Source organism: Halomonas sp. DP8Y7-1 (assembly GCF_019801685.1).
In the GTDB taxonomy this organism is placed as follows: domain Bacteria; phylum Pseudomonadota; class Gammaproteobacteria; order Pseudomonadales; family Halomonadaceae; genus Halomonas; species Halomonas litopenaei_A.
On the sequence record NZ_JAHVIN010000001.1, the window covers coordinates 1 to 22652 of the forward strand.

Annotated in this window: 19 protein-coding genes and 1 rRNA gene; 10 read left to right on the forward strand and 10 right to left on the reverse strand. The window is 59.5% G+C overall.

The annotated features are described in order from the left end of the window. Positions 1-34: 34 nt before the first annotated feature. From rrf to rlmM, 4 genes are all read left to right on the forward strand, one after another. Positions 35-150, forward strand: a 5S ribosomal RNA gene (gene rrf, locus KUV41_RS00005). Positions 151-673: 523 nt separating this feature from the next. Beyond that, entirely contained in the window at positions 674-2230 is a 1557-nt protein-coding gene (locus KUV41_RS00010) for a BCCT family transporter (protein ID WP_222483576.1), read from the forward strand. Positions 2231-2393: 163 nt separating this feature from the next. Continuing rightward, entirely contained in the window at positions 2394-2831 is a 438-nt protein-coding gene (locus tag KUV41_RS00015) for a DUF2721 domain-containing protein (protein ID WP_206944502.1), read from the forward strand. Then, the gene (rlmM, locus tag KUV41_RS00020) at positions 2821-3882 is read left to right on the forward strand and encodes a 23S rRNA (cytidine(2498)-2'-O)-methyltransferase RlmM (RefSeq protein ID WP_206944501.1); all 1062 of its coding nucleotides are present in this window, start codon (positions 2821-2823) and stop codon (positions 3880-3882) included. The genes KUV41_RS00015 and rlmM overlap by 11 nt, the downstream gene beginning before the upstream one ends. Positions 3883-4054: 172 nt before the next feature. Here rlmM and KUV41_RS00025 read toward each other — a convergent pair whose 3' ends face one another. Next, the gene (locus KUV41_RS00025) at positions 4055-4342 is read right to left on the reverse strand and encodes an antibiotic biosynthesis monooxygenase family protein (protein WP_206944499.1); all 288 of its coding nucleotides are present in this window, start codon (positions 4340-4342) and stop codon (positions 4055-4057) included. 26 nt (positions 4343-4368) lie between these two features. Between KUV41_RS00025 and tusA the strand changes: the two genes are divergently transcribed. After that, the gene (gene tusA, locus KUV41_RS00030) at positions 4369-4623 is read left to right on the forward strand and encodes a sulfurtransferase TusA (RefSeq protein WP_206944497.1); all 255 of its coding nucleotides are present in this window, start codon (positions 4369-4371) and stop codon (positions 4621-4623) included. 77 nt (positions 4624-4700) lie between these two features. Here tusA and KUV41_RS00035 read toward each other — a convergent pair whose 3' ends face one another. The 4 genes from KUV41_RS00035 to KUV41_RS00050 form a co-directional block, all read right to left on the reverse strand. Beyond that, positions 4701-5411, reverse strand: coding sequence for a hypothetical protein (locus tag KUV41_RS00035; protein WP_206944495.1), 711 nt, complete (start codon positions 5409-5411; stop codon positions 4701-4703). Positions 5412-5512: 101 nt separating this feature from the next. Next, positions 5513-6553 (reverse strand): DUF3080 family protein, encoded by a 1041-nt coding sequence (locus tag KUV41_RS00040; RefSeq protein ID WP_222483577.1) that lies wholly within the window; start codon positions 6551-6553, stop codon positions 5513-5515. Then, positions 6550-7995 (reverse strand): MATE family efflux transporter, encoded by a 1446-nt coding sequence (locus tag KUV41_RS00045; protein WP_315900518.1) that lies wholly within the window; start codon positions 7993-7995, stop codon positions 6550-6552. The genes KUV41_RS00040 and KUV41_RS00045 overlap by 4 nt, the downstream gene beginning before the upstream one ends. A 1275-nt stretch (positions 7996-9270) precedes the next feature. Continuing rightward, the gene (locus tag KUV41_RS00050; RefSeq protein ID WP_222483579.1) at positions 9271-10329 is read right to left on the reverse strand and encodes a GSCFA domain-containing protein; all 1059 of its coding nucleotides are present in this window, start codon (positions 10327-10329) and stop codon (positions 9271-9273) included. Positions 10330-11417: 1088 nt separating this feature from the next. Here KUV41_RS00050 and KUV41_RS00055 point away from each other — a divergent pair. Then, positions 11418-11978 carry an elongation factor P hydroxylase gene (locus KUV41_RS00055; protein ID WP_315900519.1) on the forward strand — a complete coding sequence of 187 codons (561 nt, stop codon included), beginning with the start codon at positions 11418-11420 and terminating at the stop codon, positions 11976-11978. Between the two features lie 6 nt (positions 11979-11984). Here KUV41_RS00055 and KUV41_RS00060 read toward each other — a convergent pair whose 3' ends face one another. Both KUV41_RS00060 and KUV41_RS00065 read right to left on the reverse strand, forming a co-directional pair. Continuing rightward, on the reverse strand, positions 11985-12473 hold the full coding sequence (locus KUV41_RS00060; protein WP_222483583.1) for a hypothetical protein: 489 nt from the start codon (positions 12471-12473) through the stop codon (positions 11985-11987). A 1-nt stretch (position 12474) separates the two neighbouring features. Beyond that, positions 12475-13329 carry a TatD family hydrolase gene (locus KUV41_RS00065; RefSeq protein ID WP_224907389.1) on the reverse strand — a complete coding sequence of 285 codons (855 nt, stop codon included), beginning with the start codon at positions 13327-13329 and terminating at the stop codon, positions 12475-12477. A 182-nt stretch (positions 13330-13511) separates the two neighbouring features. Here KUV41_RS00065 and KUV41_RS00070 point away from each other — a divergent pair, with 182 nt between their 5' ends. Continuing rightward, positions 13512-15524 (forward strand): ATP-binding cassette domain-containing protein, encoded by a 2013-nt coding sequence (locus tag KUV41_RS00070; protein ID WP_222483585.1) that lies wholly within the window; start codon positions 13512-13514, stop codon positions 15522-15524. Between the two features lie 93 nt (positions 15525-15617). Here KUV41_RS00070 and KUV41_RS00075 read toward each other — a convergent pair whose 3' ends face one another. Continuing rightward, positions 15618-16064 carry a universal stress protein gene (locus KUV41_RS00075; RefSeq protein ID WP_206944481.1) on the reverse strand — a complete coding sequence of 149 codons (447 nt, stop codon included), beginning with the start codon at positions 16062-16064 and terminating at the stop codon, positions 15618-15620. A gap of 110 nt (positions 16065-16174) precedes the next feature. Here KUV41_RS00075 and KUV41_RS00080 point away from each other — a divergent pair, with 110 nt between their 5' ends. Continuing rightward, a complete protein-coding gene (locus tag KUV41_RS00080; protein WP_222483586.1) occupies positions 16175-16705 on the forward strand; it encodes a preprotein translocase subunit YajC in 531 nt (176 codons plus the stop codon). Between the two features lie 154 nt (positions 16706-16859). Here the strand turns inward: KUV41_RS00080 and slyA are convergent, their stop codons facing one another. Together slyA and KUV41_RS00090 are read right to left on the reverse strand one after the other, a co-directional pair. Further along, positions 16860-17306, reverse strand: coding sequence for a transcriptional regulator SlyA (gene slyA / locus KUV41_RS00085; RefSeq protein WP_222164271.1), 447 nt, complete (start codon positions 17304-17306; stop codon positions 16860-16862). Positions 17307-17436: 130 nt separating this feature from the next. After that, positions 17437-18873, reverse strand: a complete 1437-nt coding sequence (locus KUV41_RS00090; protein WP_222483587.1) for a DUF5924 family protein — start codon at positions 18871-18873, stop codon at positions 17437-17439. Between the two features lie 415 nt (positions 18874-19288). Between KUV41_RS00090 and fadB the strand changes: the two genes are divergently transcribed. Together fadB and fadA are read left to right on the forward strand one after the other, a co-directional pair. Further along, the gene (gene fadB / locus KUV41_RS00095) at positions 19289-21442 is read left to right on the forward strand and encodes a fatty acid oxidation complex subunit alpha FadB (protein ID WP_222483588.1); all 2154 of its coding nucleotides are present in this window, start codon (positions 19289-19291) and stop codon (positions 21440-21442) included. A gap of 23 nt (positions 21443-21465) precedes the next feature. After that, the gene (fadA, locus tag KUV41_RS00100) at positions 21466-22644 is read left to right on the forward strand and encodes an acetyl-CoA C-acyltransferase FadA (RefSeq protein ID WP_206944471.1); all 1179 of its coding nucleotides are present in this window, start codon (positions 21466-21468) and stop codon (positions 22642-22644) included. The last annotated feature ends 8 nt before the right edge of the window (positions 22645-22652 follow it).

The window sequence follows — 22652 nt, forward strand, 5'->3', positions numbered from 1 at the left end:
CTTTGCCAGCATTGATATACATTGCCTTTTTTCGCCTGACGACCATAGCGAGTGGGAACCACCTGATCCCTTGCCGAACTCAGAAGTGAAACCGCTCAGCGCCGATGGTAGTGTGGGGTTTCCCCATGCGAGAGTAGGTCATCGTCAGGCATTTATTCAGAAGAAGCCCAATTCCGAAAGGAGTTGGGCTTTTTCGTACGCATGGGTCGACCCCACTTTTTATGTGTGGGGCCGCATTGCGTGCGGTCCGGCCTGGCTCTCCTGAAGGGCGGGCTCGTGGCGTTCGCCACCCCTTGCAAAAAGCTCCAGGGTGACTCATCTCCGTGCAAGGGCGCTGTTGTTTATGTGACGCCCGGAGTTCGTATCCCCCGCCAGTGGCATGCTGGCATGACCGGAGAAAGACTCAAGCGTTGAACCATCGCGCTTTTCAGAGGGTGGTCATGCGACGTCGACATTGTCATGCTTTTTACGACACGCTTGGAACCTCGTTACAGGTGTGTCGCCGGATGTGATCCGCGCATGAGGCGCGGTGAATCCTTTCCCTTCAGCCACAGAGCTGCCATGAAATCGCGGAATCCTCCGTGCTTCCTTCATGCCCATCAGGGCGCCATTCATCTTTCCCGAAAGGAGAGTCCGACAGCCCGACGCCTCGTCGTCTGTCGCTACCTACGACATGAGTCATTCCACCGCTAGCACAGATACGCGGAAGTCTTTAAGCGCCCGGCCGGGCGACCCCATCGTTCTCATCCTAAGTGTGGGATTTATCTTGGGCTTCGTTGCCTTGTCGCTGTACGACATTGAGATGGTCGCCAATGGCATCTCGACGGGCTTTGCTTGGACAGCCAAGACCCTGGGCAGTTACTTCCAGCTGCTCCTGCTGGCGACATTCTTCATTGCCATCGGCATTGCGGTCAGTCCGAGCGCAAAGGCGCGGATCGGCAACCTGGATGCACCTGAGATCAGCACCTTCAAGTGGCTGTCGATGATCATGTGCACGTTGCTGGCTGGGGGCGGTGTGTTTTTTGCTGCCGGCGAGCCGGTCTATCACTTTGTTGTGACACCGCCGGCCTTCGATACTGAAGCAGGAACTGTCGACGCTATTGCAGGTGCGCTCGCCCAGTCTTTCATGCACTGGGGGCTGCTGGCGTGGGCAGTGCTGGGCACGCTGGCATCCGTCGTGCTGGCCCATGCCCACTACGTCAAGGGACTACCCCTTCAGCCACGAACGCTGTTGACGCCAGTCCTGGGCGAACGAGCCATGCAGGGGCCCCTGGGTGGTCTGGTTGACGCACTCTGTGTGATTGCGGTGGTTGCCGGCACGGTAGGCCCCATCGGCTTCCTCGCGACTCAGGTCAGCTTCGGCCTGCACGAGCTGTTCGGCTTCAGTGAAGGTTATGGCACCCAGCTGATGGTGCTGGCAGGCCTGGGGGCAGTCTATGTGACATCGGCGGTTACCGGGATTCACAAGGGTATCCAGGTGCTGAGCCGGTTCAACGTCTTCCTGGCGCTGGCGATAGCAGTGGCGATCTTCCTGTTCGGGCCGACGCTGTTCCTGACCGATGCTTTCACTCAGGGGTTGGGTCGCTATCTGGGATCCTTCTTCGAGATGGCCACGATGACCACCCAAACCGCCCCTGACTGGTGGATGCAGTGGTGGACGGTGTTCTTCTTTGCCTGGTTTATCGGCTACGGGCCCTTGATGGCGATCTTCGTCGCACGGATCTCCCGCGGTAGGACGATTCGGCAGATGATTCTGGCCGTGGCGGTCATGGCTCCGGTGGCTACCATGGTGTGGTTCACCCTGCTGGGCGGCTCCGGGATCTACTACCAGCTGTCTGGAGCGATTGACCTGACCGAGGCGCTGAACAACTTTCAGTTCGATGTCGCGACGCTGACCGTGGCTCAGGCACTGCCGGGTGGCACGCTAATGGCGCTGGCGATCCTGCTGTTGACCACTATCTTCGTTGCGACCACTGGTGACTCTATGAGTTACGCCATCTCGGTCGTGGGAGCCGGTCATGACGAGCCAAACCCCATGGTCCGTGCCTTCTGGGGTATCGCCATGGCGCTGATGGCAGCGATTCTTCTGCGCATGGGAGCCGGTCAGATCAGTGCCCTGCAGCAGTTTATCGTGATCACTGCCATTCCCGTCTCGCTGGTACTCCTGCCGACCCTGTGGACGGCGCCGCGTGCTGCGCTGGAAATGGCCCGAGAGCAAGGTATTCGGTAAGTCGCCTGACGCTACTTGTGGTATCCGGAAACGGCCCTCGACGTGAGTCGGGGGCCGTTTCGTTTGGCCATGTATCAGGGGGCGTGGAACGTGCAAGATGGCTCGTCGTTGGGCGTGCCGACTGCTACCATAATCGACTTTCGTCGACGCTCTGGAGCTCACCGTGAACCTGACCACGCCGGCCTTGTTGTTTCCTGCGATATCTCTCTTGCTGCTGGCGTATACCAACCGCTTTTTGACCCTGGCGGGATTGATACGCAAGCTGGCGGAACAGGTGAAGGACGGTGAAGATGATCACATCACGCAGATTCGCCTGTTGCGCCGGCGCATCTCGTTGACCAAGCGCATGCAGATAGCTGGTGTGTTCAGCTTTCTGCTGTGCACCCTGTCCATGTTTGCCTTGTTTCTCAGCTGGACACCGCTGGGAATGCTGCTGTTCGGCATTAGCCTTGTGTCGCTATCGATTTCGCTGGTGTTTTCCCTGTGGGAAGTCGTGATTTCCACCAATGCGCTGAATGTGCAGCTCAAGGATATCGAGCTGTCCGCCAAGGGGCGGGCGGATCTTGCCTGGAGAAAGAGAACCTTTACTCATGACGCCTGACCAAATACTGCTTTTCTGCCGTCCAGGCTTTGAACCTGACCTGTGTGCCGAACTGACTGACCGACTCGGGCGCGATGCCACGGTGGCAAGCGTCGAGCCATTGATGGAGGAGGGGCTTGTCAGGGTCGTCATGGCGGACGGATACCCGGCCAATGACCTGCATCGGTCGCTGCGGTTTGATGAGCTGGTGTTTGCCAGGCAGTCGCTGTTGGCGTTGCCGGAGCTGAGATTGTCCAGGGATGACCGGCTGACGGCCATCCTCGAGCAGTTGAAAGCCTGTGGTTGGAGTTTCGAGTCCATCTGGCAGGAGACGCCTGATACCAATGAAGCCAAGGCACTGAGTAGCCTGCTCAAGGCGCTTGAGCGGCCCCTGACGATGCGCTTGAAGAAGCGTGGTGCTCTGAGGCGCAAGGCGGGGGGGCGGCGCCTCCACCTGGTCTGGAGAGACGGTGACCGCGTGCAGCTGGCCATGAGTTTTCCGGGTAATCGAAGCGAGTTCCCTGGAGGCATTCGAAGGCTACGTTTTCCTCATGCTGCTCCGAGCCGCTCGACCTTGAAGCTCGAGGAAGCGTGGCACGAATTTGTCCCAAGAGATGAGTGGGATGAGCGTCTGGGGGAGGGGATGCAGGCTGCTGATCTCGGTGCGGCGCCCGGTGGCTGGACCTGGCAACTCGTACAGCGTGGGATGCAGGTGTATGCCATCGACAATGGCCCGATGGATAACACACTGATGGCGTCTGGGATGGTCGAGCATCTACGAGAGGACGGCTTCGTGTGGCAGCCGCCGATGCGCCTGGATTGGCTGGTATGCGACATCGTCGACAAGCCGACCCGCGTCATTGCCATGGTGCAACGCTGGCTTGTAAACCGCTGGTGTCGAGAAGCTGTCTTCAACCTCAAGCTGCCAATGAAAAAACGTTGGGAGGAGGTATCGCTGTGCCTGGCGACCCTGGCCGATCAGCTTGACGAGACCGGTGTGAAGGCCGAGATACGTTGCCGCCACCTCTACCATGACAGGGAAGAAGTCACGGTCTACGTTCGTATCGCTTAGAACAGTACGGCTGAGATACCTGCGTAGACGTAGCTCTTGGTGGCGCGCCGCTTGAATGCCTCGTCGATACCGCGGCGACGCCGGTCGTCCATGCAGGCCAGTGCTGTGAAGGCTTGGAACAGGAAGGCCTGGTCTTTTCCGGCCTGGTCTGTGAAGGTCAACTCGATAAAGATTAGTAGGCAGGCTCGAAGATTCTGACGGTCTCGGCCTCGGTGAGCAGGGGGTGTACCTGTTGCATGACGCGTTCTCTGGCTTCGCTGGTGTACCATGCTTTCCAGGCGCGCAGGTCGCGCCACTTGGTAATCATCAGTCGGCGGTCCGAGCGTCCTTGTTCGACGAGGCTTTCGCCCCCAAAGAAACCATCGGCGCCAAGTGACTGGCGCATGGCTTCTCGGGCGGCTTGTTCGTACTCTTCTTCCAACCCCGGCATGACACGTCGCTCGATGATGATCTTGATCATGCTTTTACTCCAACCCAGAGGTAGTGATGGTGGATTCTGTAGATGCCCTGCCCGCCAGCGACAAGGAGCTGGATACTAGTGGTCTGTTTTGCCCCGAACCCATCATGATGATGCACAATGCGGTGCGTGACATGACGACCGGCGAGGTGCTCAAGGTGATTGCGACGGATCCTGCCACCACGCGTGATGTGCCCAAGTTTTGCCAGTTTCTCGGTCACGATCTGCAGCAGCATCACACGCTGGAAGATGGCACTCACTGGTACTTTATTCGCCTTGGGTGACAGCTCCGCCGGCCTGTGACATCGCGCTTGTTTGAAGGGGGCGTCGACGGTGACGCCCCGTGCTGGGCATGGGGCCTTTATTCGACGTCATCCTCGTCGTCCGGCATGACCATCATGGCCAGAGCCTCGAGCGTTGCCGGGTCTTCCTGACGGATGCGGTTGGCAATCTGGCGCTGGAAGAAGTAGACCACCTTGTGGCGGCTATGGCCGGGATACAGGCAGGCGTCGCCCGGCAGAACGGGTACGGATTCAATCAGTTCTTCGTCAGCCAGCAAGGCTTCAATGGTGCCGTCACTGTACAGGCGCCAGCCAAAGACCTGCTTGAGCTGCCAAGGCTCGCCCTCATCGTCCATGCACAGCGCATGGGTTCCCTGGTGGTCAGGTAGCGTTTGGATGAGCGTGGTGTCGCTGGTGTCTTCGTATTCGAAGTAGGCAGCCGCGTGAGCAAGCTCCATCTCCTTGTGTTCCGGTGGCTGATCGAACAGCTCTTCCGTTTCGGGATCCCGGTAACCGACGAAGTGTCCATGGTCTGGATCATCAAGCTGTTCGCAGGGAGTCAGTGACTCCATCCAGGGTACCAGGCCCACAATGTCGCCGTTCTCTCGCATTCCCCAAGCGAGGATAGGCATGCCATAGAGGGTGTCAGGATGTGCATCGAGCCGATACACCATTTCCAGACCGTCTAGCTCCGGCGCCAGCCTGACCAGGCGTCGACGCGCCTGTTGGCGTTGGCGCATGCTTTCCAGGTCGATGACCCGAGCGGGGCGGGGTGATAGTGGAATGCCCATGATCTCCCTCCAGCGGCTGCTTGCTAACGGCTGTGCATCTCGGCGAAGGCCGGACGCTGCGCTCTACGTCCCTGTTCTCATCAATAGCACAGACTGATCGACTAGCGTAAGTCCCTGTCGCCCACACAGCGTTGATCCCATTGCTGGCGCAGTAGCCTGTGGTGGTCCAAGACCTCGCGGAAACGCACCAGCGGAGTGTCAGCGCCGCTGGGCGAGAGCCACTGGCTGCGGTAGCGCTGGAGTTCGGCTGCGCCCTCTAGGTGGGCATCCAGGAGCTGGTCCATGGCGCTAAACCAGCGTCGCGATTGACGTAGCAGACGCTCCATCTGACGAAGCAGGAGATCCGCCGAGGGCGACTTCTCAGCCAGCGGACAGCTCGCCTGGGGCGGCAGACTGGTGTTGGCCAGCGCGCTTACCAGCAGGCCGTTGGCCTCTTTCAGCCGCAGCGTGGCGAGCTGGAGTGTGCGCAAGAGTTCGGCGCTGAGTGGACGATCGCGGAGCACTTTCAGCGCCTGCTCGAGTTTGCCTGAGTCAGGCTGCCACTGATGGTCGAACTGTCGATCTACGGCCTGGGTCAGGTAGGTCAAGGCGGGTAGCTGAGCATCCACGGCGGTCAGTTCGTCAATGTCCAGTACAGCACTGGCGCGTGAAAAACTGCCTGCCCACTCTGAAGAGGCGACCAAGGCGTTGTAGCTGGCCAAGGGAAGCTGGCGGGTCTTGGTCTCGGTCAGCCTGGCCAGGCGCTCGCGATCTTCCGGGCTGAGCGAGTCGACGGCAGGGTTATTCATGCAATGGTCAAGCCGTCGCCACAGCTGCAATTCGTAGAGCCAGTGCTGGCTTGGTGCTGCGGTCTTGCCAAGCTGGTTGTTGCGCTGGGCCACCAGGTTGGCGATATGACAGCCACGCAAGGCGAAAACGTCCAGCAGGCCTTCGCGGACCTCTGGAATCTCCAGCGTCAGTGACCGGCGCTCGGGGAAATCACCGATATTCGGCACATCGCTGGTTTCTGGCGGTGATAGCCCTGTGGCGTCGGCAAGCTCGTGCTGATAGGCGATGAGCTCACGCTCCAGGGGGGACGGCCCGCAACCACAGAGCAACACAGCGAGCCCCGCCAGCAGGGCGAACAGGCGGCATGCCTTCATGGGGCGATGTCGATATTGGCGCGGGCCACCTGTCTGGCCTTAACGCGAAAACGTTCCCCTAGCAGCAACGCCGCCACGGTCAATCCGGCAATCAATCCGATCCAGTATCCATGGACGCCCAGGGGGGGCAGCCAGGTTCCTAGACCGTAGCGGCCGAGCAGGTGGCCACCGCCCAGCCCGACCAGCCAGTATGCCAGCAAGGTGATGAACATGATGACTCTGGTGTCCTTGTAGCCTCGCAAGGCACCGGCCAGGGCAACCTGCAGCGAGTCGGATACCTGGTACAGCATGGCCAGGCCCACCAGTGACAGCGTCAGGGCCTGTACTTGGGTGTTGTGGGTATACAGGCCGACCACCAGATCGGCGGACAGCCACAGGACGGCACTGTTGAACAGCGCCACCAGCAAGGCGATCAGGATGCCATTCCAGGCGACCAGTCGGGCCAGGCGGGCATCGCCGCTTCCCAGGGCATTGCCGACACGAACGGTCAGCGCCATTCCCAGCGAAAGCGGCAGCATGAACAGCAGTGAAGTGAAGTTGAGCGCCACCTGGTGGGCCGCCACCACGATTTCTCCAAGGCTTGCGACGAACAAGGCAATCAGCGTGAAAAGCGTTACCTCGACAAAGATCGCGACCCCAATGGGCACCCCAACATAAAGCAGCTCAGCCATCGACTTCAGGTCTGGCCGGCTTGGCTGGCGCCACAGCTCAACATTGCCATAGGCCCGACTTTTCTGGGTATAGCGAACCATGGCCAGCGTCATGACCCACATGGCAATGGCAGTGGCAATGCCGCAACCATGAGCACCGAGAGCAGGCAAGGTCGCTAGCCAGTCTGGCGTTGCCGGACCCAACAGCTGCACCAGGCCTTCTCCGCCGTAGATCAACACATAGTTGCTGGGAATATTGACGGCCAATCCAATCAGGCTGATCCACAGTGCGGGTCGGGTATGGTTCATTCCGTCTGAAAAGGCCCGGAGGGCCAGAAAGATGGCCACGGCGGGCATACCGTATGCCACGGCTCCGACGTAGTCAGCGGCGCGTTCGGCAACCGCAGGAGGCACTGCCATCCAATGGAACACGGGCGCCACTGCCAGGTTCAGCAGCAACGCCGAGATCAGTCCAAGGCCCAGCCCTACCCACATGGCCTGATGAACGTTGGCCCGGATACCGCCCTGACGTCCTCCTCCCATCAGCTGCGCGACGATCGGCGTCAGCCCCATCAGGGTGCCTGTCATGAACAGCATCAGTGGCATCCACAGGCTGGCGCCCACCGACACCGCCGCCAGGTCGGTAGCACTCTGGCGGCCGGTCATCATGATATCGACCACGCTCATTCCGGCCTGGGCCAGCTGAGCACCGCAGATGGGAAGGGCAAGACGAATAAGCGGCCAGCTTTCTCGCCGGCTCGTGGCGCCAAGGCCAGTGGGGAAAGGGCGCACGATCTAAGGCTCCATGCAAAGGGTAACGGGCGTCATGCCCTGGCTATCCGCATCCTGCGCTGTCGGCCGATGGGAGATGGTGTGAGTGTATCAGCGATGCACCAGTCTGGCGCCTGTCAGCGGCGTTGGCTGTGAACATCAATGGAAAAGACGGTATGCCTCTGCACCATTTCTCAGCGCAGCCTTACGTGGCAGGTGCTCGTTCATTTAGCAGGTATCAAATATCGGCCATTATCAGCTGGCCAAACCTCGGTGCGAGCCGAAGGCGGCGTACAGGCAGCCGCACGCCAGCCGTCCAGGTCCTCGACAGTGTCGACTAGATGACAGATAGCCGCACGGGTATCCGCCTCTAGCGGAGCCTCTCTGAACGGCCAGCTATCGCGGCGATTGAAGGCTGAGGTGGCAACGCAGCCTTCAATTGCCAGCGCTCCGGCTGGGGGCCACGCCCTGATGACGCTTTTCCGCGGGCTCGGTGTAGTGTGCCATCCGCAGACAGATAGAGCAGGATCTACCCAGCTGGCCGGTGCGAGGAGCTTTTCGCACTCCGTCCCTGTGATCGATAGGATGTTCCTGCTGAGACCTGCTCGAAAAAATGTGACAGCCATTCTCTGCCAAATGTGTCGTTCATGTGCCGATCATCGTGATCTGGATGTACCTGATCATCACGATTGTCCCCCACAGACAGCCTTTTACTTCCCTTCAAAAATTCTGACTTGGTAAAGATGCCGTTGACGATGGTCGCAGAGGGCTGAGCGATCAATGTCGCGCAGTACGAGGAAAGTACTCCATCATTCATTAATCGTACCCCGGAAAGATAGTCCTCTGAAGAATAAGTACAATCTTCATCGCTATTCATCGTGAGTAAAGGACTATGCCCTATATATATACTCTTGTCCGTTACGCTTCTTATCATTTTCAAGATGTTAAAGGAAAGAGTGCTGTCGACACTGTCAAGCAAAGACTGTCTGATCACGGCCGCCGAGAAAAAAGAATCCGGCTCAATGAAAAAAGCCTCCATTTGAAGTCCGTAGATTAAGAAGGTGTCATAGTCGGAAACGTTAATAGAGTCTAGCCCACCCGATGTAAATCTGATGGACTCCTTAAGCATCCTTGAACGAGGAGTAAGGGTATGCCCCTTAAGGTGAAGGTGCCTCATCCCGTTGGCTCGCGCAGCAAAAAAGGTGAGTTCGTTAGCGCTATGCCATTCAGGCATCAGGTCCCAAGCTCTTTTCAAGGCGCCGGCGTGGCTGTTACCTATAATGCAGACCTTCCTTTTCATCCTTCGCCTCCAAAGGCTTCGAGTATTTCTTCCTCACAAACCAGTTCACTGCGTTCCATGTCATCGCTTTGCTGGCTTCTGTCTGTCACGGACAGTTCACTACCAAATTTTTTCTGCTGGCATTGAAAGAATTGATTCATGACGAATTGCACCCCTGCCGGGTTTACACTTCGCTGGTTGGGTTCGAAAAAGACGCCTCTGAACACAGGGCTATTGATGATTTCATAAGAAGGGAAGTAATCGACATAGGGACGTTGTCGGGCCAGCTGTCCTGCCACGGCACGAAGTATCGATTTGGACTCCATCGTTGCAACCAGCACATTGTTACTCGAGTTTGTTGCTACCAGTGGAACAGGAGAAACGGTTAATATGAATTTTAGTGATGGATTGACCTGACGCATCATTTCCATCGACTTGGTCATGCTTTTGATTCCTTCATGGAATATTTGATTGCTAAAGGCGTGGACATCTTCTTGATACATTCCTGCAGAGGTACCTGGACACATCGGATACTCGTAGCCATGCTTTGAATTGAGCCATCTTTCGGTCAATCCCAGTGTAAAAACAAAAAAATCCGACGTCTTAATGCATTCCCTGAATGAACTTATGGTCTGATTCCGGGATTGCCTTAACTCTTCTTCACTACAGAATCCCTGCGGCTCGATGGCTGGTCGAAAGGGATCATAGAAGCGGCCGTCTTTCTCCCAGATTTCTTCTGGCACGCCTTTTTTTTCTAACGCCCACTCGACCCATTGCTTGAGTAGTGAGGTGGTGTAAATATTTCCGGTTCTCGCTGAAAAGATGTTGTAGTTGTACTTTCTTGCACTTTCATCCGAAAGACTTTTCGGTGGGGTCTCAGCCGAAACCCAATGGTAACCTCGGCTCTTCAGAGCTCTCCCGATATGTTGTGCAAAGCAGGAGCCAAAGGTCACTACCCTGTGTTGTCGAGAAACTTTGAATTTTGGTGACCATAAATCAGATAAGTCAAACATTGACCTCTCGGCTACCATTTTCTTCCAGAAGGCTTTGTCTGGTAAATTTTCGTATGGATTCATCACACTACTCCAGTAGCGATAGAGGATTTGTTATGGGACAGGATGGATGTTAAGGTGAATTTAAATTTCATATCCCTTCTCAATACGTTGTTAGGATGGTTTTTATTGTTGTCCTGTAACTATTAAAGCTATGACTCAAATATGAGTCTCCCACGCTATCATTCAGAGGTGTCAATACGTGTCTAGCGTGAGGACCTCCGCCATGTCACGAACTCATTTGGGTGTTTCTGTCAATATCCGTGTTAGATAAGCTATTAAAAACATCCATTCATGAAAATGAAAGCGACGGTGAAATCACTATCGTTGCCTTTATCAAGAACCCCAGGTGGCGAGGTATATCAGAGATCGATCTCAGTGATTGCGAGTTTAGTGACTGGGCGCTTTGAGATAGATGATACATGGACTATCTCTTAGATCATGCTAACAGAGTGTTTAGATGTGCGCTAAGTCAATCCGGAGAGAGTTGTAGGAGAAGAGACAGTATCATCAAGAACTGTAGTTAATAACGACATGGAGTTGTAAGATTCTTCCTGCTTACTGCGTCTCGAATGTTCGGTTGAGCAGATAGTGGCTGAGTTGAGCGTCTGATGAGTGTTACGCCGGTGTGTTCAGTGGTCTTGTTGCTGGTTTCAGACATGGTAATAAGGGGCAGCGTAGCCAGAAGTCCGTACTCAGATCCGGGCGGCTCCCGGCCATGGTGACAGAAACGGCGATGGCGGGGGGAGGGTGTCGGTGGCATGGCAATTTGACGTTGCTGTCAAAGTGAATGCGCGCCTCTTAGTTGCAATTTGTACAACCTAAATAGGCATACAACAGCTGGTACAACGTGAAGGTTTTCGTCGCCTTAGTGAACTCGATCATAGTGCTGGCCGAGAGGACGTCAGCATGGCGTGAAAGGTCTGCACCGCGCTCCACGGTTGAGCTGGGTGGAAGCGAGCTGCTGGAGTGGCACAGCATCGCCGTAGCCTGCGGGTTTGGCGTTCTCCCGGGTCTTGTTATTCTTGCACGCCTGGCGGCATTGCCGTCACCCGGTGCAGCGCCGGACGTTCATGACGAGCCTTCTATCACCGCCTTTGCAAGGAGCCCCAGTGGAGCACCGCCTTGAAGATGTCATCGCTCTGTTCGATGGCCTGTTTTCAGAGTCTTTCCAGACCCGCCTTGAACGCGGTGGAGATGAGCCCCTGTATCTGCCTGCCGATGAGCAGACCCCTTGGCACAGAGTGATCTTTGCCCGCGGCTTTTTTGCCAGCGTACTGCATGAAGTCAGCCACTGGTGCATCGCCGGGGCCCGGCGGCGACAGCTCGAGGATTATGGCTACTGGTATGAGCCAGATGGGCGCGACCAGCACCAGCAACAGGCCTTTGAACAGGTCGAGGTGGCGCCTCAGGCCCTTGAAAGCTTGTTCTGCCGTGCGGCAGGACTGAGCTTCCATGTCAGCGTCGACAACCTGGGAGAGGTCGAGGTTGATCGGGAAGCCTTTTCTCGGCGGGTGGCTGCCCGCGCCGAGGGCTATTGCCGTGACGGGTTGCCGCTCAGAGCCGCGGCATTTGAAGCGGCTCTGAAGGCGTTCTATCTCGAGGGCAGGGGGCTGGCAGAGGCGATTCGCTGTGGCCGCAAGCGGCTTGTACCTGAGCCAGTGATCAGCTGAGTCGCCTTATTCGTCTTCGACGCTGCCGCTGAGACGGCGATGCAGGTGCAGCATGACTTCGACCTCTTGCTCCGGGCGCATGGGCTCCAGGCCAAGTTCACCGAACAGCTCATTGCGCGCTCTCGCCCACTCACCGGGGTCCAGGTCAGGATACAGGGTCTCCGCCGGAGCCAGCTCCACGAAGGGGTCCAGCCCGTAGGTGTCGAACAGGCGAGAAATGGCCGCCTCGTCATCAAATACGCCCGCCGTAAGCAAGGTCGCGTTGAAGTGATCGGTCTCGAGTTCCCGGATGACGTCGAGGGGGCTGACGCCGATGCTGGCCAGCTCCTCACGACTGTAGTCGCCCAGCGAGACGGTCTCCGCATCCAGCCAGTCCTCGTCGGGCTGAATCAGGGTGTGCTTGATGCGTCCGTCATCCAGGCTCCAGGCGATCGCCAGGGGCAGGTCACCGTCGCCGCCGGTTTCTACGGCGATAAAGGCAGGCATGTCGCCCATGTCAGGACTCCTTGAGGTCAAAGAACGTTCTCGCCGTAGCGGTGCTGCTGGCTGCCAGGGTGGCCTCATCTTCGCCACGCCAATGAGCGATTTCACGGACGATCCATGGCAGCAGCGCCGGCTCATGGCGGCGTCCCTTGAGCTTGGCTGGCAGGTTACGGGGCAGCAGGTAGGGGCAGTCTGTCTCTACCATCAGCCGATTGGCGGGAATGTCGCCTACCATGTCGCGCAAGTGGTGGCCACGGCGCTCATCGCACAGCCATCCGGTCAGGCCGATATGCAGATCAAGATCGAGGTAGCCGTGCAGCGTGTCCCGATCGGCCGTAAAGCAGTGCACCACGGCCCGTGGAATATCATCTCGCCATGCCCGCAGGATGTCACGCATCCGCTCACCCGCGTCTCGCTCATGGATAAAGAGTGGGAGGCCTGATTCCACCGACAATGCTAGCTGCGCCTCGAAGGCAGCCTCCTGCTGTGCAGGCGTGGAGAAGTTGCGATGGAAGTCGAGCCCGCACTCACCTACGGCGACGACCTCGGGTAGGCGGTGAAGAGCGCGCATGGCGGCTTCCAACTCAGTAGACCACTCGCTCGCGTGGTGGGGGTGCACCCCTGCCGTCGCATATAGGCCCGGATGGTGCTTTGCCAGCTCCGCAGCCTGGTGTGCGTGAGCCAGGTCGGTACCTGTCAGCACCATCGTCTCGACGCCGGCACGGCGGGCTCTTGTCAGGGTCGCGTCGAGGTCCTTGGCGAAGCTCTCATGAGTGAGGTTGGCGCCAATGTCGACCAGTGGCGTTGGAGAACGAAAGCGCAGGGCTTCAGGTAGCAGATCATCCTGAGTGTCATCGCAGGCTGACAAGGCGGGCTCCTTGGCGGGGAATGAAGCAGGGGGCGCATTGTACCTGCCACGAGGCGTGACCACCATTGGCGCCCAGTGGCTCGGACCTCGGCCTGGTCGAGAGTGCTTGGCAGACGCTGCCCATGCCAGAGAGCCAGGGGCTTGAGGTACACTATGACGATGATCAAGCGATGAGGTGAAGCGTGACCCTGCTACGACTGGAGCAATTGCAACTGGCCTATGGCCACCATGTGTTGCTTGATGGTGCGGACCTGACCCTGGAGCGGGGTGAACGGCTGGCGCTGGTAGGCCGCAATGGTACTGGCAAGTCGACCTTGCTGCGCCTGGTGTCGGGGGAAAACCAGGCCGACGGCGGTGTGGTGTGGCGTGCGCCGGGCTTGAAGATTGGTGTCCTCGAGCAGGACCTTCCCGAGGCCAGCGGAGAGACGATTTTTGACGTTGTGGCACAAGGTCTGCCGGAGGCAGGCGGGCTGTTGTCGGAATACCACCACCTGGTGCAGTCGGAAGACCCGGACATGCGCCGCATGGCGCAGCTGCAGACCCGTCTGGAAGCCATCGATGGCTGGTCGTTTCACCAGCGCATCGACGTCGTGCTGACACGTCTTGGCCTGCCCGAAGATGCTGCCATGTCGTCGCTGTCTGGCGGTTGGCGGCGGCGGGTAGCGCTGGCGCGAGCCCTGGTGGCGGAGCCCGACCTGCTGCTGCTGGATGAGCCGACCAACCACCTGGATCTGGATACGATTGCCTGGCTGGAAGAGCAGCTGGCGGCGTTTGCCGGGGCGGTGCTGTTTATCACCCACGACCGGGCTTTCCTGTCGCGGCTTGCCACCGGCATTCTTGAGCTGGACCGTGGCAAGCTGGGCCGCTACCCCGGCGACTACGCTACCTACCAGGCACAGAAGCAGCACGAGCTCGAGATCGAGGCGCGCGAGAATGCCGAGTTCGACAAGAAGCTGGCCCAGGAAGAGGCCTGGATTCGTCAGGGTATCAAGGCTCGTCGTACCCGCAACGAAGGGCGCGTGCGGGCCCTTGAGCAGCTGCGCCGTGAACGTAGTCAGCGACGGGAGCGTCAAGGCAATGCCAACCTGACCGTCGACTCCGGTGAGCGCAGCGGAAAGCGCGTGGTCGAACTGGAGAACGTCACCCAGCACTTCGAGGAAGCGACGGTCATCCGTGATCTCAGCATCGAGATTCAACGGGGTGACCGCATCGGCTTGATCGGCCGTAATGGCGCGGGAAAGACCACGCTACTGAAGATCCTGCTGGGCGAGCTGACCCCCAGCGAGGGCAATGTGCGGGTTGGCACCAAGCTTCAAGTTGCCTATTTCGACCAACTGCGAGCCGGGCTCGAGCCGGAGCGTACCGTCTACGACAACGTGGCCCAGGGAAGTGATCGTGTCACGGTGGGCGGCCGCGATCGCCACGTGATGAGTTACCTTCAGGATTTCCTGTTTTCGCCTGAGCGCGCCCGCCAGCCGGTCAAGGCCTTGTCGGGTGGCGAGTCGAATCGACTGCTGTTGGCCAAGCTGTTCACTCAGCCAGCCAATGTGCTGGTACTGGACGAGCCGACCAACGACCTGGATGTCGAGACCCTGGAGCTGCTGGAAGAACTGCTGCTGGGCTTCGATGGAACCTTGTTGCTGGTGTCCCACGACCGCGCCTTCATGGACAATGTGGTGACCAGCGTACTGGCCTTCGAGGGGCGTGGTCAGGTGCGTGAATATGTGGGTGGCTACACCGACTGGGTGCGTCAGGGCGGTAAACTGCCGCCTGCACCTTGGGAGGGGGCCGCGCGTCAGCGGGTGGAGCCGTCAGCGGATACGGAGCCTTCAGCCGGTAAAGAGCCTTCAGCGGATAAAGAGCCTTCAGCTGATAAAGAGCCTTCAGCTGATAAAGAGCCTTCAGCGGGGGGAACGCTGTCAGCGGGTAGCTCCAGCCCGACCGGGCAAGGCAAGGCCAAGCCGGTCAAGTTGTCCTACAAGCTGCAGCGTGAGCTGGATGGCCTGCCCGCCGAGATTGAGCGGCTGGAAGACCAGGTGGCCGAGTTGGAAAGCGAGGCAGGGCGCCCAGACTTCTACCAGCAGCCCTCCGGCGTGGTGGCCGAGCGACTGGCGTTGCTGCAGCAGACCCAGGATGCTTTGGACGCGACCATGGAACGCTGGATGGAACTCGAGGCCATGGCGTCCGGGGAGTAACCCAGCTGTGGCCAAGGCAGGCGTTGGCGCCGGCATGAAGCCGGCGCCAACGTTGGAGATGCATGGCACCCGATAGGGTGGTGGGTGGTGTGCTTACTCTTCGCTTTCCTTGCCGACTCGCACGGCCAGCACATCGCACTGGGCTCCATGGAGTACCCCGGTAGAGGTGGAGCCGAGCAACAGAGCGAAACCATGGCGACCGTGTGAGCCAACCACGATAAGGTCTACGCCGTTTTCATCGGCAAAACGGTGAATTTCGGTATCCGGCATGCCCACCACCACATGCTGGTCTTCCCGGGCGACCGTGGCATCGGCGATCTCCGCCAGACGTTGCTTGGCATGGTCATCCAGCTGATCCTGAATGCTGGTGAGATCCATGGGAATGTCACCGCCATAGGCAAAGCCCAGTGGCTCCAGGGTGTGCATGATCGATAGCTTGGCGTGGTTGCGGTCAGCGACCTGCAAGGCTCGTTCGAGGATCTTGTGAGAGTCCTTGGTGAGGTCCACTGCCACCAGCACATGACGATATTCATTGCTCACGGGACTACGCCTCCTCGGCGGTCAAGTAAAAGAGGTATCGTAATGTCACTCTAGGACGCCGTGGCAGTCAAAACAATGCCGACGATCAACGTTTTTGCAAAGGAAACCGTATGTTGTGGCTACTGATACTGGGTGTCGTAGGGATGGTCTTCGCACCAGCGATGTGGCTCAGGCCCACCGCCAGGGAGCGTCGGCAGGGCCAGCTGCGTCAGGTTGCCATTGAAGCAGGTGCCAGCGTCAAGCTGGATACACCCCCGTTGCATGGTGAGGTCGACAAGATGGCGGCCTATCGTTGGGCCTATCCTACTCAGCGCCCGGGACCGCATTTTGTGCTGGTGCGCAAGGCTCGGGCCAGCGAGTCGTTGAAGCACTTTAAATACGATGAAGGCTGGCGCTGGAGGGTACAGCCGCTGGAGCCATTGCCCTCTGTCATCAGCGCACGCCTGTCGAGGCTGCTGTCACAGCTGCCGGACGACGCCTGGGTGGTGGAATCCAGTGACAAAGCCTTGACACTTTGGTGGGAGGAGTCTCTCGAGGCGCCAGAGTTTGGCGCTATCTCGGCGCCAGCAGCGGCACTCCGAGATGCGCTGCAGGGGCGTCCTGATCGTCCCGCCGGCAGCGTCCCGGCCTCGCCGCCTTAGGCTCCGCGGGACGGGAGAAAGTAATACGCTCTGCTACAGGTATAACGCTCTGCTGTGGAGGGCGCGCTTTTGCGATGCTGCGGATACGCGCCGCCGATGCTGAGTCAGACTAGGCCAGACCAGACCAGACCAGATCAAGCCAAGCCAGCGCCACTTAGCCTTGGCAGTCTTCCGGGCTTAACAGTGCCTGGCCATTGGCTTCGATACGATTGAGCATGTCACTCAAGCGTTCCTGCTCATCATCATCCAGGCCCTTCAGCATTTCTTCCCTGGCTTCACGCACGATGGCGTCGATCTTCTCCAGCAGTGGGGTTGCCTGCTCCGTGAGATGGACGCGCTTGGTGCGGCGGTCCTGATCGCAGGGGCAGCGCTCCACCAGGCCCTGCTCGCAGAGTTGGTCAAGGGTTCGTACCAGTGAAGGCGCCTCGACACCGATAGCGCGAGCCAGGTCGCATTGTGGCTGGCCTTCTGGCATGCGCCAGAGATGATAGAGCGTCACCCAACGGGTCTGGGTGAGCCCCAGCGGAGCCAGACGTTGATCAAGCACCGCCCGCCATATGCGCGGTGCACGGGAGAGTTGGAATCCAATGTTCTCGTTCATATCGACCTAGAATCGCAAGGCTGCAAATGATTCGATTGTCCGAACGCTGGCGCGGGAATGCAAGCCACCACCCTGGTTTGCCCTCTGATGCACCTTCTCGATCGTCCGATTGAGGTATCCACCGATCCTGTTACTGCGCTGTCGACTGTGGCACGGCCTCGCTGGGGGCTTGCGCACTGGTTGCGGTGTTTTCACTATCCTCGCTGCTTTCGCTGCTTTCGCTGCTTTCGCTGCTTTCGCTGCTTTCGCTGCTTTCGCTGCTTTCGCTGCTTTCGCTGCTTTCGCTGCTTTCGCTGCTTTCGCTGCTTTCGCTGCTTTCGCTGCTTTCGCTGCTTTCGCTGCTTTCGCTGCTTTCGCTGCGGCCTGAGTGGTCTTCCGTCAATCCGGGAGCTGTACCAGCGTCTTCTTTTTCCTCTTCCCGGTCTGCCTCTTGGCCCTCAGGGCCGGCCGTCAGCCACCGCAAGCGCAGCCCTGGCATGCCGACCTGAGTGTCGATAGTAGCGTCTGCCCTGGTGGCCTGGTCAGGATCATCCGCGACCTCGAACCTGAGGACGCCGATGCGCTGTCCCCCGGCGGTCATGACGTCGATCCGCCAGCTGCCGGTCACGTTGTCAGGGAAGTTCTGCTTGCGGGTCCAGGCGCGATACCCCTCTGCACGGCCTCCGTATATTTCCAGCGCGATGCGGTCGACCAGCTGCCCCTCATGACGCCACTCGTGCACGACCTCTTCCTTGAGTCCTCGCGGCGCGTGAATCGCGGTATAGGCATACAGACCGCGAGACGTCAGTGCCTCCGGGGTCAGCGCCATGTTGCCCTGAGGTGTGCGGCTGGCCTCGTCGAAGGCGGGGGAAAGCGCGCTTCCAGACAGCCAAAGCGTGGCGGGCGGGACCCACACACGCCCGAGCCAGGCCGCCCCCGCCAACACCGGCAGCAAGGCGAACATGGCCAGCCACCGGCTTGGGCTGAGTGGCCGCAGGAGATGCAACAGACTTGGCAGGCTGAACAGCAGCATGGCGACCACTGCCGCCAGCATGCTTTGTCCGGTACTCAGGTGCAGCACCAGCGGCAGCGTGACCAGCACGACGAGAAACACGCACTGGGCATGGAAGACGAAATACAGCCAGCGCTTGCGGGCGGCCAGACGGTAGTACAGGGGATCGACAATCGACAGGATAGCCATGGCCAGCATGAACAAGGTGAACAGGGCCTGACCGCTGGTCCAGACGGTGGTGGCGACCAGGAAGGGAAGCGTGAAGAACAAGGTTTCCTGGTGAATCATCTGGGCAATAAAGGTGGTCACGCCGCGGGGCAGGGACGGGTAGCCCCGCCGCACCATGATTCTCCCGATCAGGCTCTCTGACAGCAGCAGAATCCAGGCCAGCAGCATGCCAGTGGCGAGCAGGACACCCAACCATTGCTGTCGCTCCACCAGAAAGAAACTGGCAACGCCCGCGGCAAAGGCCAGCGGTGGCCAGACCCAGTGCCAGGGACGCAGGCGGGCAACCCAGGTTTCGATGGTGCGCTGGAGGGCATTCAGCGTGGTGCGCTGGGCGGGCGGCGTAGACATAGGAGAATCCGTAACGATGAAAGACAGTCGGCACTGCGACAAAGCGCTGAACGCAGGGTCGTGGTCAAGGTCATGCGCAGCCGCTCAAGCGACAGCGGGTGTAGCGCAGGGCCGCCATTTAACCATAGGCAAGCTGCGCTCCCGACCTGGCCTTCGCAAGGGGATAGCGGCGGTGGCCCTGCCAGCTCCCACGACACCTCTCCAGCGCTCTGTTAACAGTATGCTTAAACGCTGCCAGGGTGCCTTTACCTGCTTCAACGTCGTGTAATCCCTCTAAGGTAATGGTAGGGGTTGACGGAAGTGAATCTTTGCACCAAGCTGGCAAAATCAAACGGCCGTATGAATACCGCTCACCTGGACAGGGACACAGGCCACTGTCCGGGTAACACGGGATGACTTCAGTGGAGATGCGTGGATGATCTATCAAGGCAACGCTATTTCGGTGGCTCGCAATGGCGACGATATCGCCATCCTGACCTTCGACTTGAAGGATGAATCGGTCAACAAGCTCTCCGGCGCCGTGATCAAGGAGCTCGGTGAAGCCCTCGAGGCGGTGCGCGGTGATCAGGGGCTCAAGGGGCTGCTGCTGAAGAGCGCCAAGGAAGCCTTCATTGTGGGCGCCGACATTACTGAGTTTCACGCCATGTTCGACAAGGACGAGGCGGAGATTCAGGCCATGCTCGAGCAGGTTCACGGCATCTTCAATGGCCTGGAAGACATGCCGTTCCCGACGGTCAGCGCGATCAACGGCCTGGCCCTGGGGGGCGGCTGTGAGGTGGTGCTCTCAACGGATTTCCGTGTGATGAGCCCGCAAGCCAAGATTGGCCTGCCGGAGACCAAGCTGGGCATCGTGCCGGGCTGGGGCGGCTGTGTTCGCCTGCCGCGGGTCATCGGCGCCGATAACGCCATCGAATGGATTGCCGGAGGCACCGAGAACCGCGCCGATGCATGCCTCAAGGTGGGAGCGGTTGACGCCGTGGTGCCCCGAGAAGACCTCGAGGCGGCGGCGCTGGATATCCTGGCCCGGGCCAACGCCGGAGAGCTTGACGTCAAGGCACGTCGAGAAGAGAAGAACAGCCCGCTCAACCTGAACCCCATCGAGCAGATGATGGTGTTTGAAACGTCAAAGGGCTATGTGGCAGGCAAGGCGGGTCCACATTATCCGGCGCCAGTGGAAGCCATCAAGGTGATCCAGAAGGGCGCCGGCGAGACGCGGGCACGCGCGCAGGCCATCGAGGCCAAGGCATTCTGCAAGATGGCCAAGACCGATGTCTGCTACAACCTGGTCGGCCTGTTCATGAACGATCAGGTCGTCAAGAAAAAGGGCGGGCAGTACGCCAAGCAGGCTCAGCCCGTGCGTCAGGCTGCCGTCTTGGGGGCCGGGATCATGGGCGGTGGAATCGCCTATCAGAGCGCCTCGAAGGGCACTCCGATCTTGATGAAGGACATCAAGGAGGATGCCATCGAGCTGGGGCTGAAGGAGGCACGCAAGCTGTTTGGCAAGCAGGCGGCTCGGGGCAAGCTGTCACCTGAGGCAGCAGCGGAGAAGCTCACCAATATTCGTCCTACCTTGTCCTATGGTGACTTTGGCACGGTCGATCTGGTCGTCGAAGCCGTGGTCGAGAACCCGAAGGTCAAGGATGCGGTGCTGACCGAGGTCGAAGCACAGGTCAGCGAGAACACCGTCCTGGCATCGAACACCTCGACGATCTCCATCACCCGGTTGGCGCAGAACCTCAAGCGCCCGGAAAACTTCTGCGGCATGCACTTCTTCAACCCGGTGCACCGCATGCCCTTGGTCGAGGTCATTCGCGGCGAGAAGACCGGCGATGCCGCCGTGGCGGCGACGGTGGCCTACGCCAAGGCAATGGGCAAGACCCCGATCGTGGTCAACGACTGCCCTGGCTTCCTGGTCAACCGGGTGCTCTTCCCCTACTTCGGTGGCTTCAGCCTGCTGGTGGAGAAAGGCGCCGACTTCCAGCGAGTCGACAAGGTCATGGAGAAGTTCGGTTGGCCCATGGGACCTGCCTACCTGCTGGATGTGGTGGGAATGGATACGGCCGTCCATGCCAATGAGGTGATGGCGGAAGGCTTCCCTGATCGGATGGCCCGCGAAGGCAAGACGGCGATTCAGGTCATGTTCGACAACGATCGTCTCGGCCAGAAGAACGCCAAGGGCTTTTACGCCTATGAAGAGGATCGCAAGGGCAAGCCGAAGAAGGTGCGCGACGAGAGCGCGGTCGAGCTGGTGAGTCAGGTCGTGACGGAAAACCGCGAATTCTCTGATGAGGAGATTGTCGCGCGAATGATGGTGCCGCTGTGCATGGAAACCGTGCGCTGCCTTGAGGACAACATCGTTGGCACGCCCGCAGAGGCCGATATGGCGTTGATCTATGGCATTGGCTTCCCTCCCTTCCGTGGCGGTGCGCTGCGCTACATCGACGCCATGGGAGTGGCAGAGTTTGTCGCCCTGGCGGATAGCCTGGCGGCTGAGCTCGGCCCGCTGTATGCCCCCACGGATGGCCTGCGCGAGATGGCCAACGCGGGCAAGACCTTTTACACCAAGTGACCCCACGAGACAGGAGAAGACAGATGAGCTTGAACCCGAGAGACGTCGTGGTGGTCGATGGTGCCCGTACCGCCATGGCCAAGGCCAAGAACGGTGGCTTTCGCCACGTGCGTGCCGAGGACCTGTCTGCGGCAGTGATGAACGCTCTGCTGCAGCGAGTGCCGCAGCTTGACCCTGCCGAGGTGGATGATGTCATCTGGGGCTGCGTCAACCAGACCCTGGAGCAAGGCTTCAACGTCGCCCGTAACGCCCAGATCATGACCGCTATGCCGCGCAGTGTGCCGGCCCAGACGGTCAACCGGCTGTGCGGTTCCTCCATGAGCGCCCTGCATATCGCGACCGCCAATATCAAGGCCGGAATGGGCGACGTCTACCTGGTGGGTGGGGTAGAGCACATGGAGCATATCCCGCTGACCTACGGTGTCGACGTCAACCCCAGTGCCAGCAAGCATGCCGCCAAGGCGGCGATGATGATGGGCATGACCGCCGAACTGCTTGGCAAGCTGCATAGCATTTCCCGCGAACAGCAGGACAACTTCGGCGTGCGCTCTCACCAGCGCGCCTATGAGGCGCAGCAGAGCGGCGCCTTTGATAGCGAGATCATCGGTGTCGAGGGGCATGACGCCGACGGGCGTCGGATCCTGGTCCAGCGCGACGAGGTCATTCGCCCGGAAGCCAACCTGGAGAGCATGGCAGGACTCAGGCCGGTGTTTGATCCTCGTGGCGGTACCGTCACGGCGGGCACATCCTCGGCGCTTTCCGTTGGGGCGAGTGGGATGGTCGTGATGAGCTACGAGCGCGCCCAGGCCCTCGGCCTCACGCCGATCGCTCGCGTGCTGTCTACCGGGGTGTCCGGCTGTGATGCCTCCATCATGGGCTATGGACCGGTTCCTGCCTCTCAGAAAGCCTTGAAGGCGGCGGGTCTTACGATCGATGACATTGAGACCGTGGAGCTCAACGAGGCTTTCGCTGCCCAGGCGCTGCCGGTGCTCAAGGATCTGGGGCTGCTCGACGTGATGGACGAGAAGGTCAACCTGCACGGAGGGGCCATCGCCCTGGGGCACCCGCTGGGCTGCTCCGGGACCCGAATCAGCAACAGCCTGCTCACGGTCATGCGGCGCCAGGACACGCGCCTTGGCCTTGCGACCATGTGCATCGGCATGGGCCAGGGCGTTGCTACCGTGTTCGAACGCCTGAATTGATCCCTTGA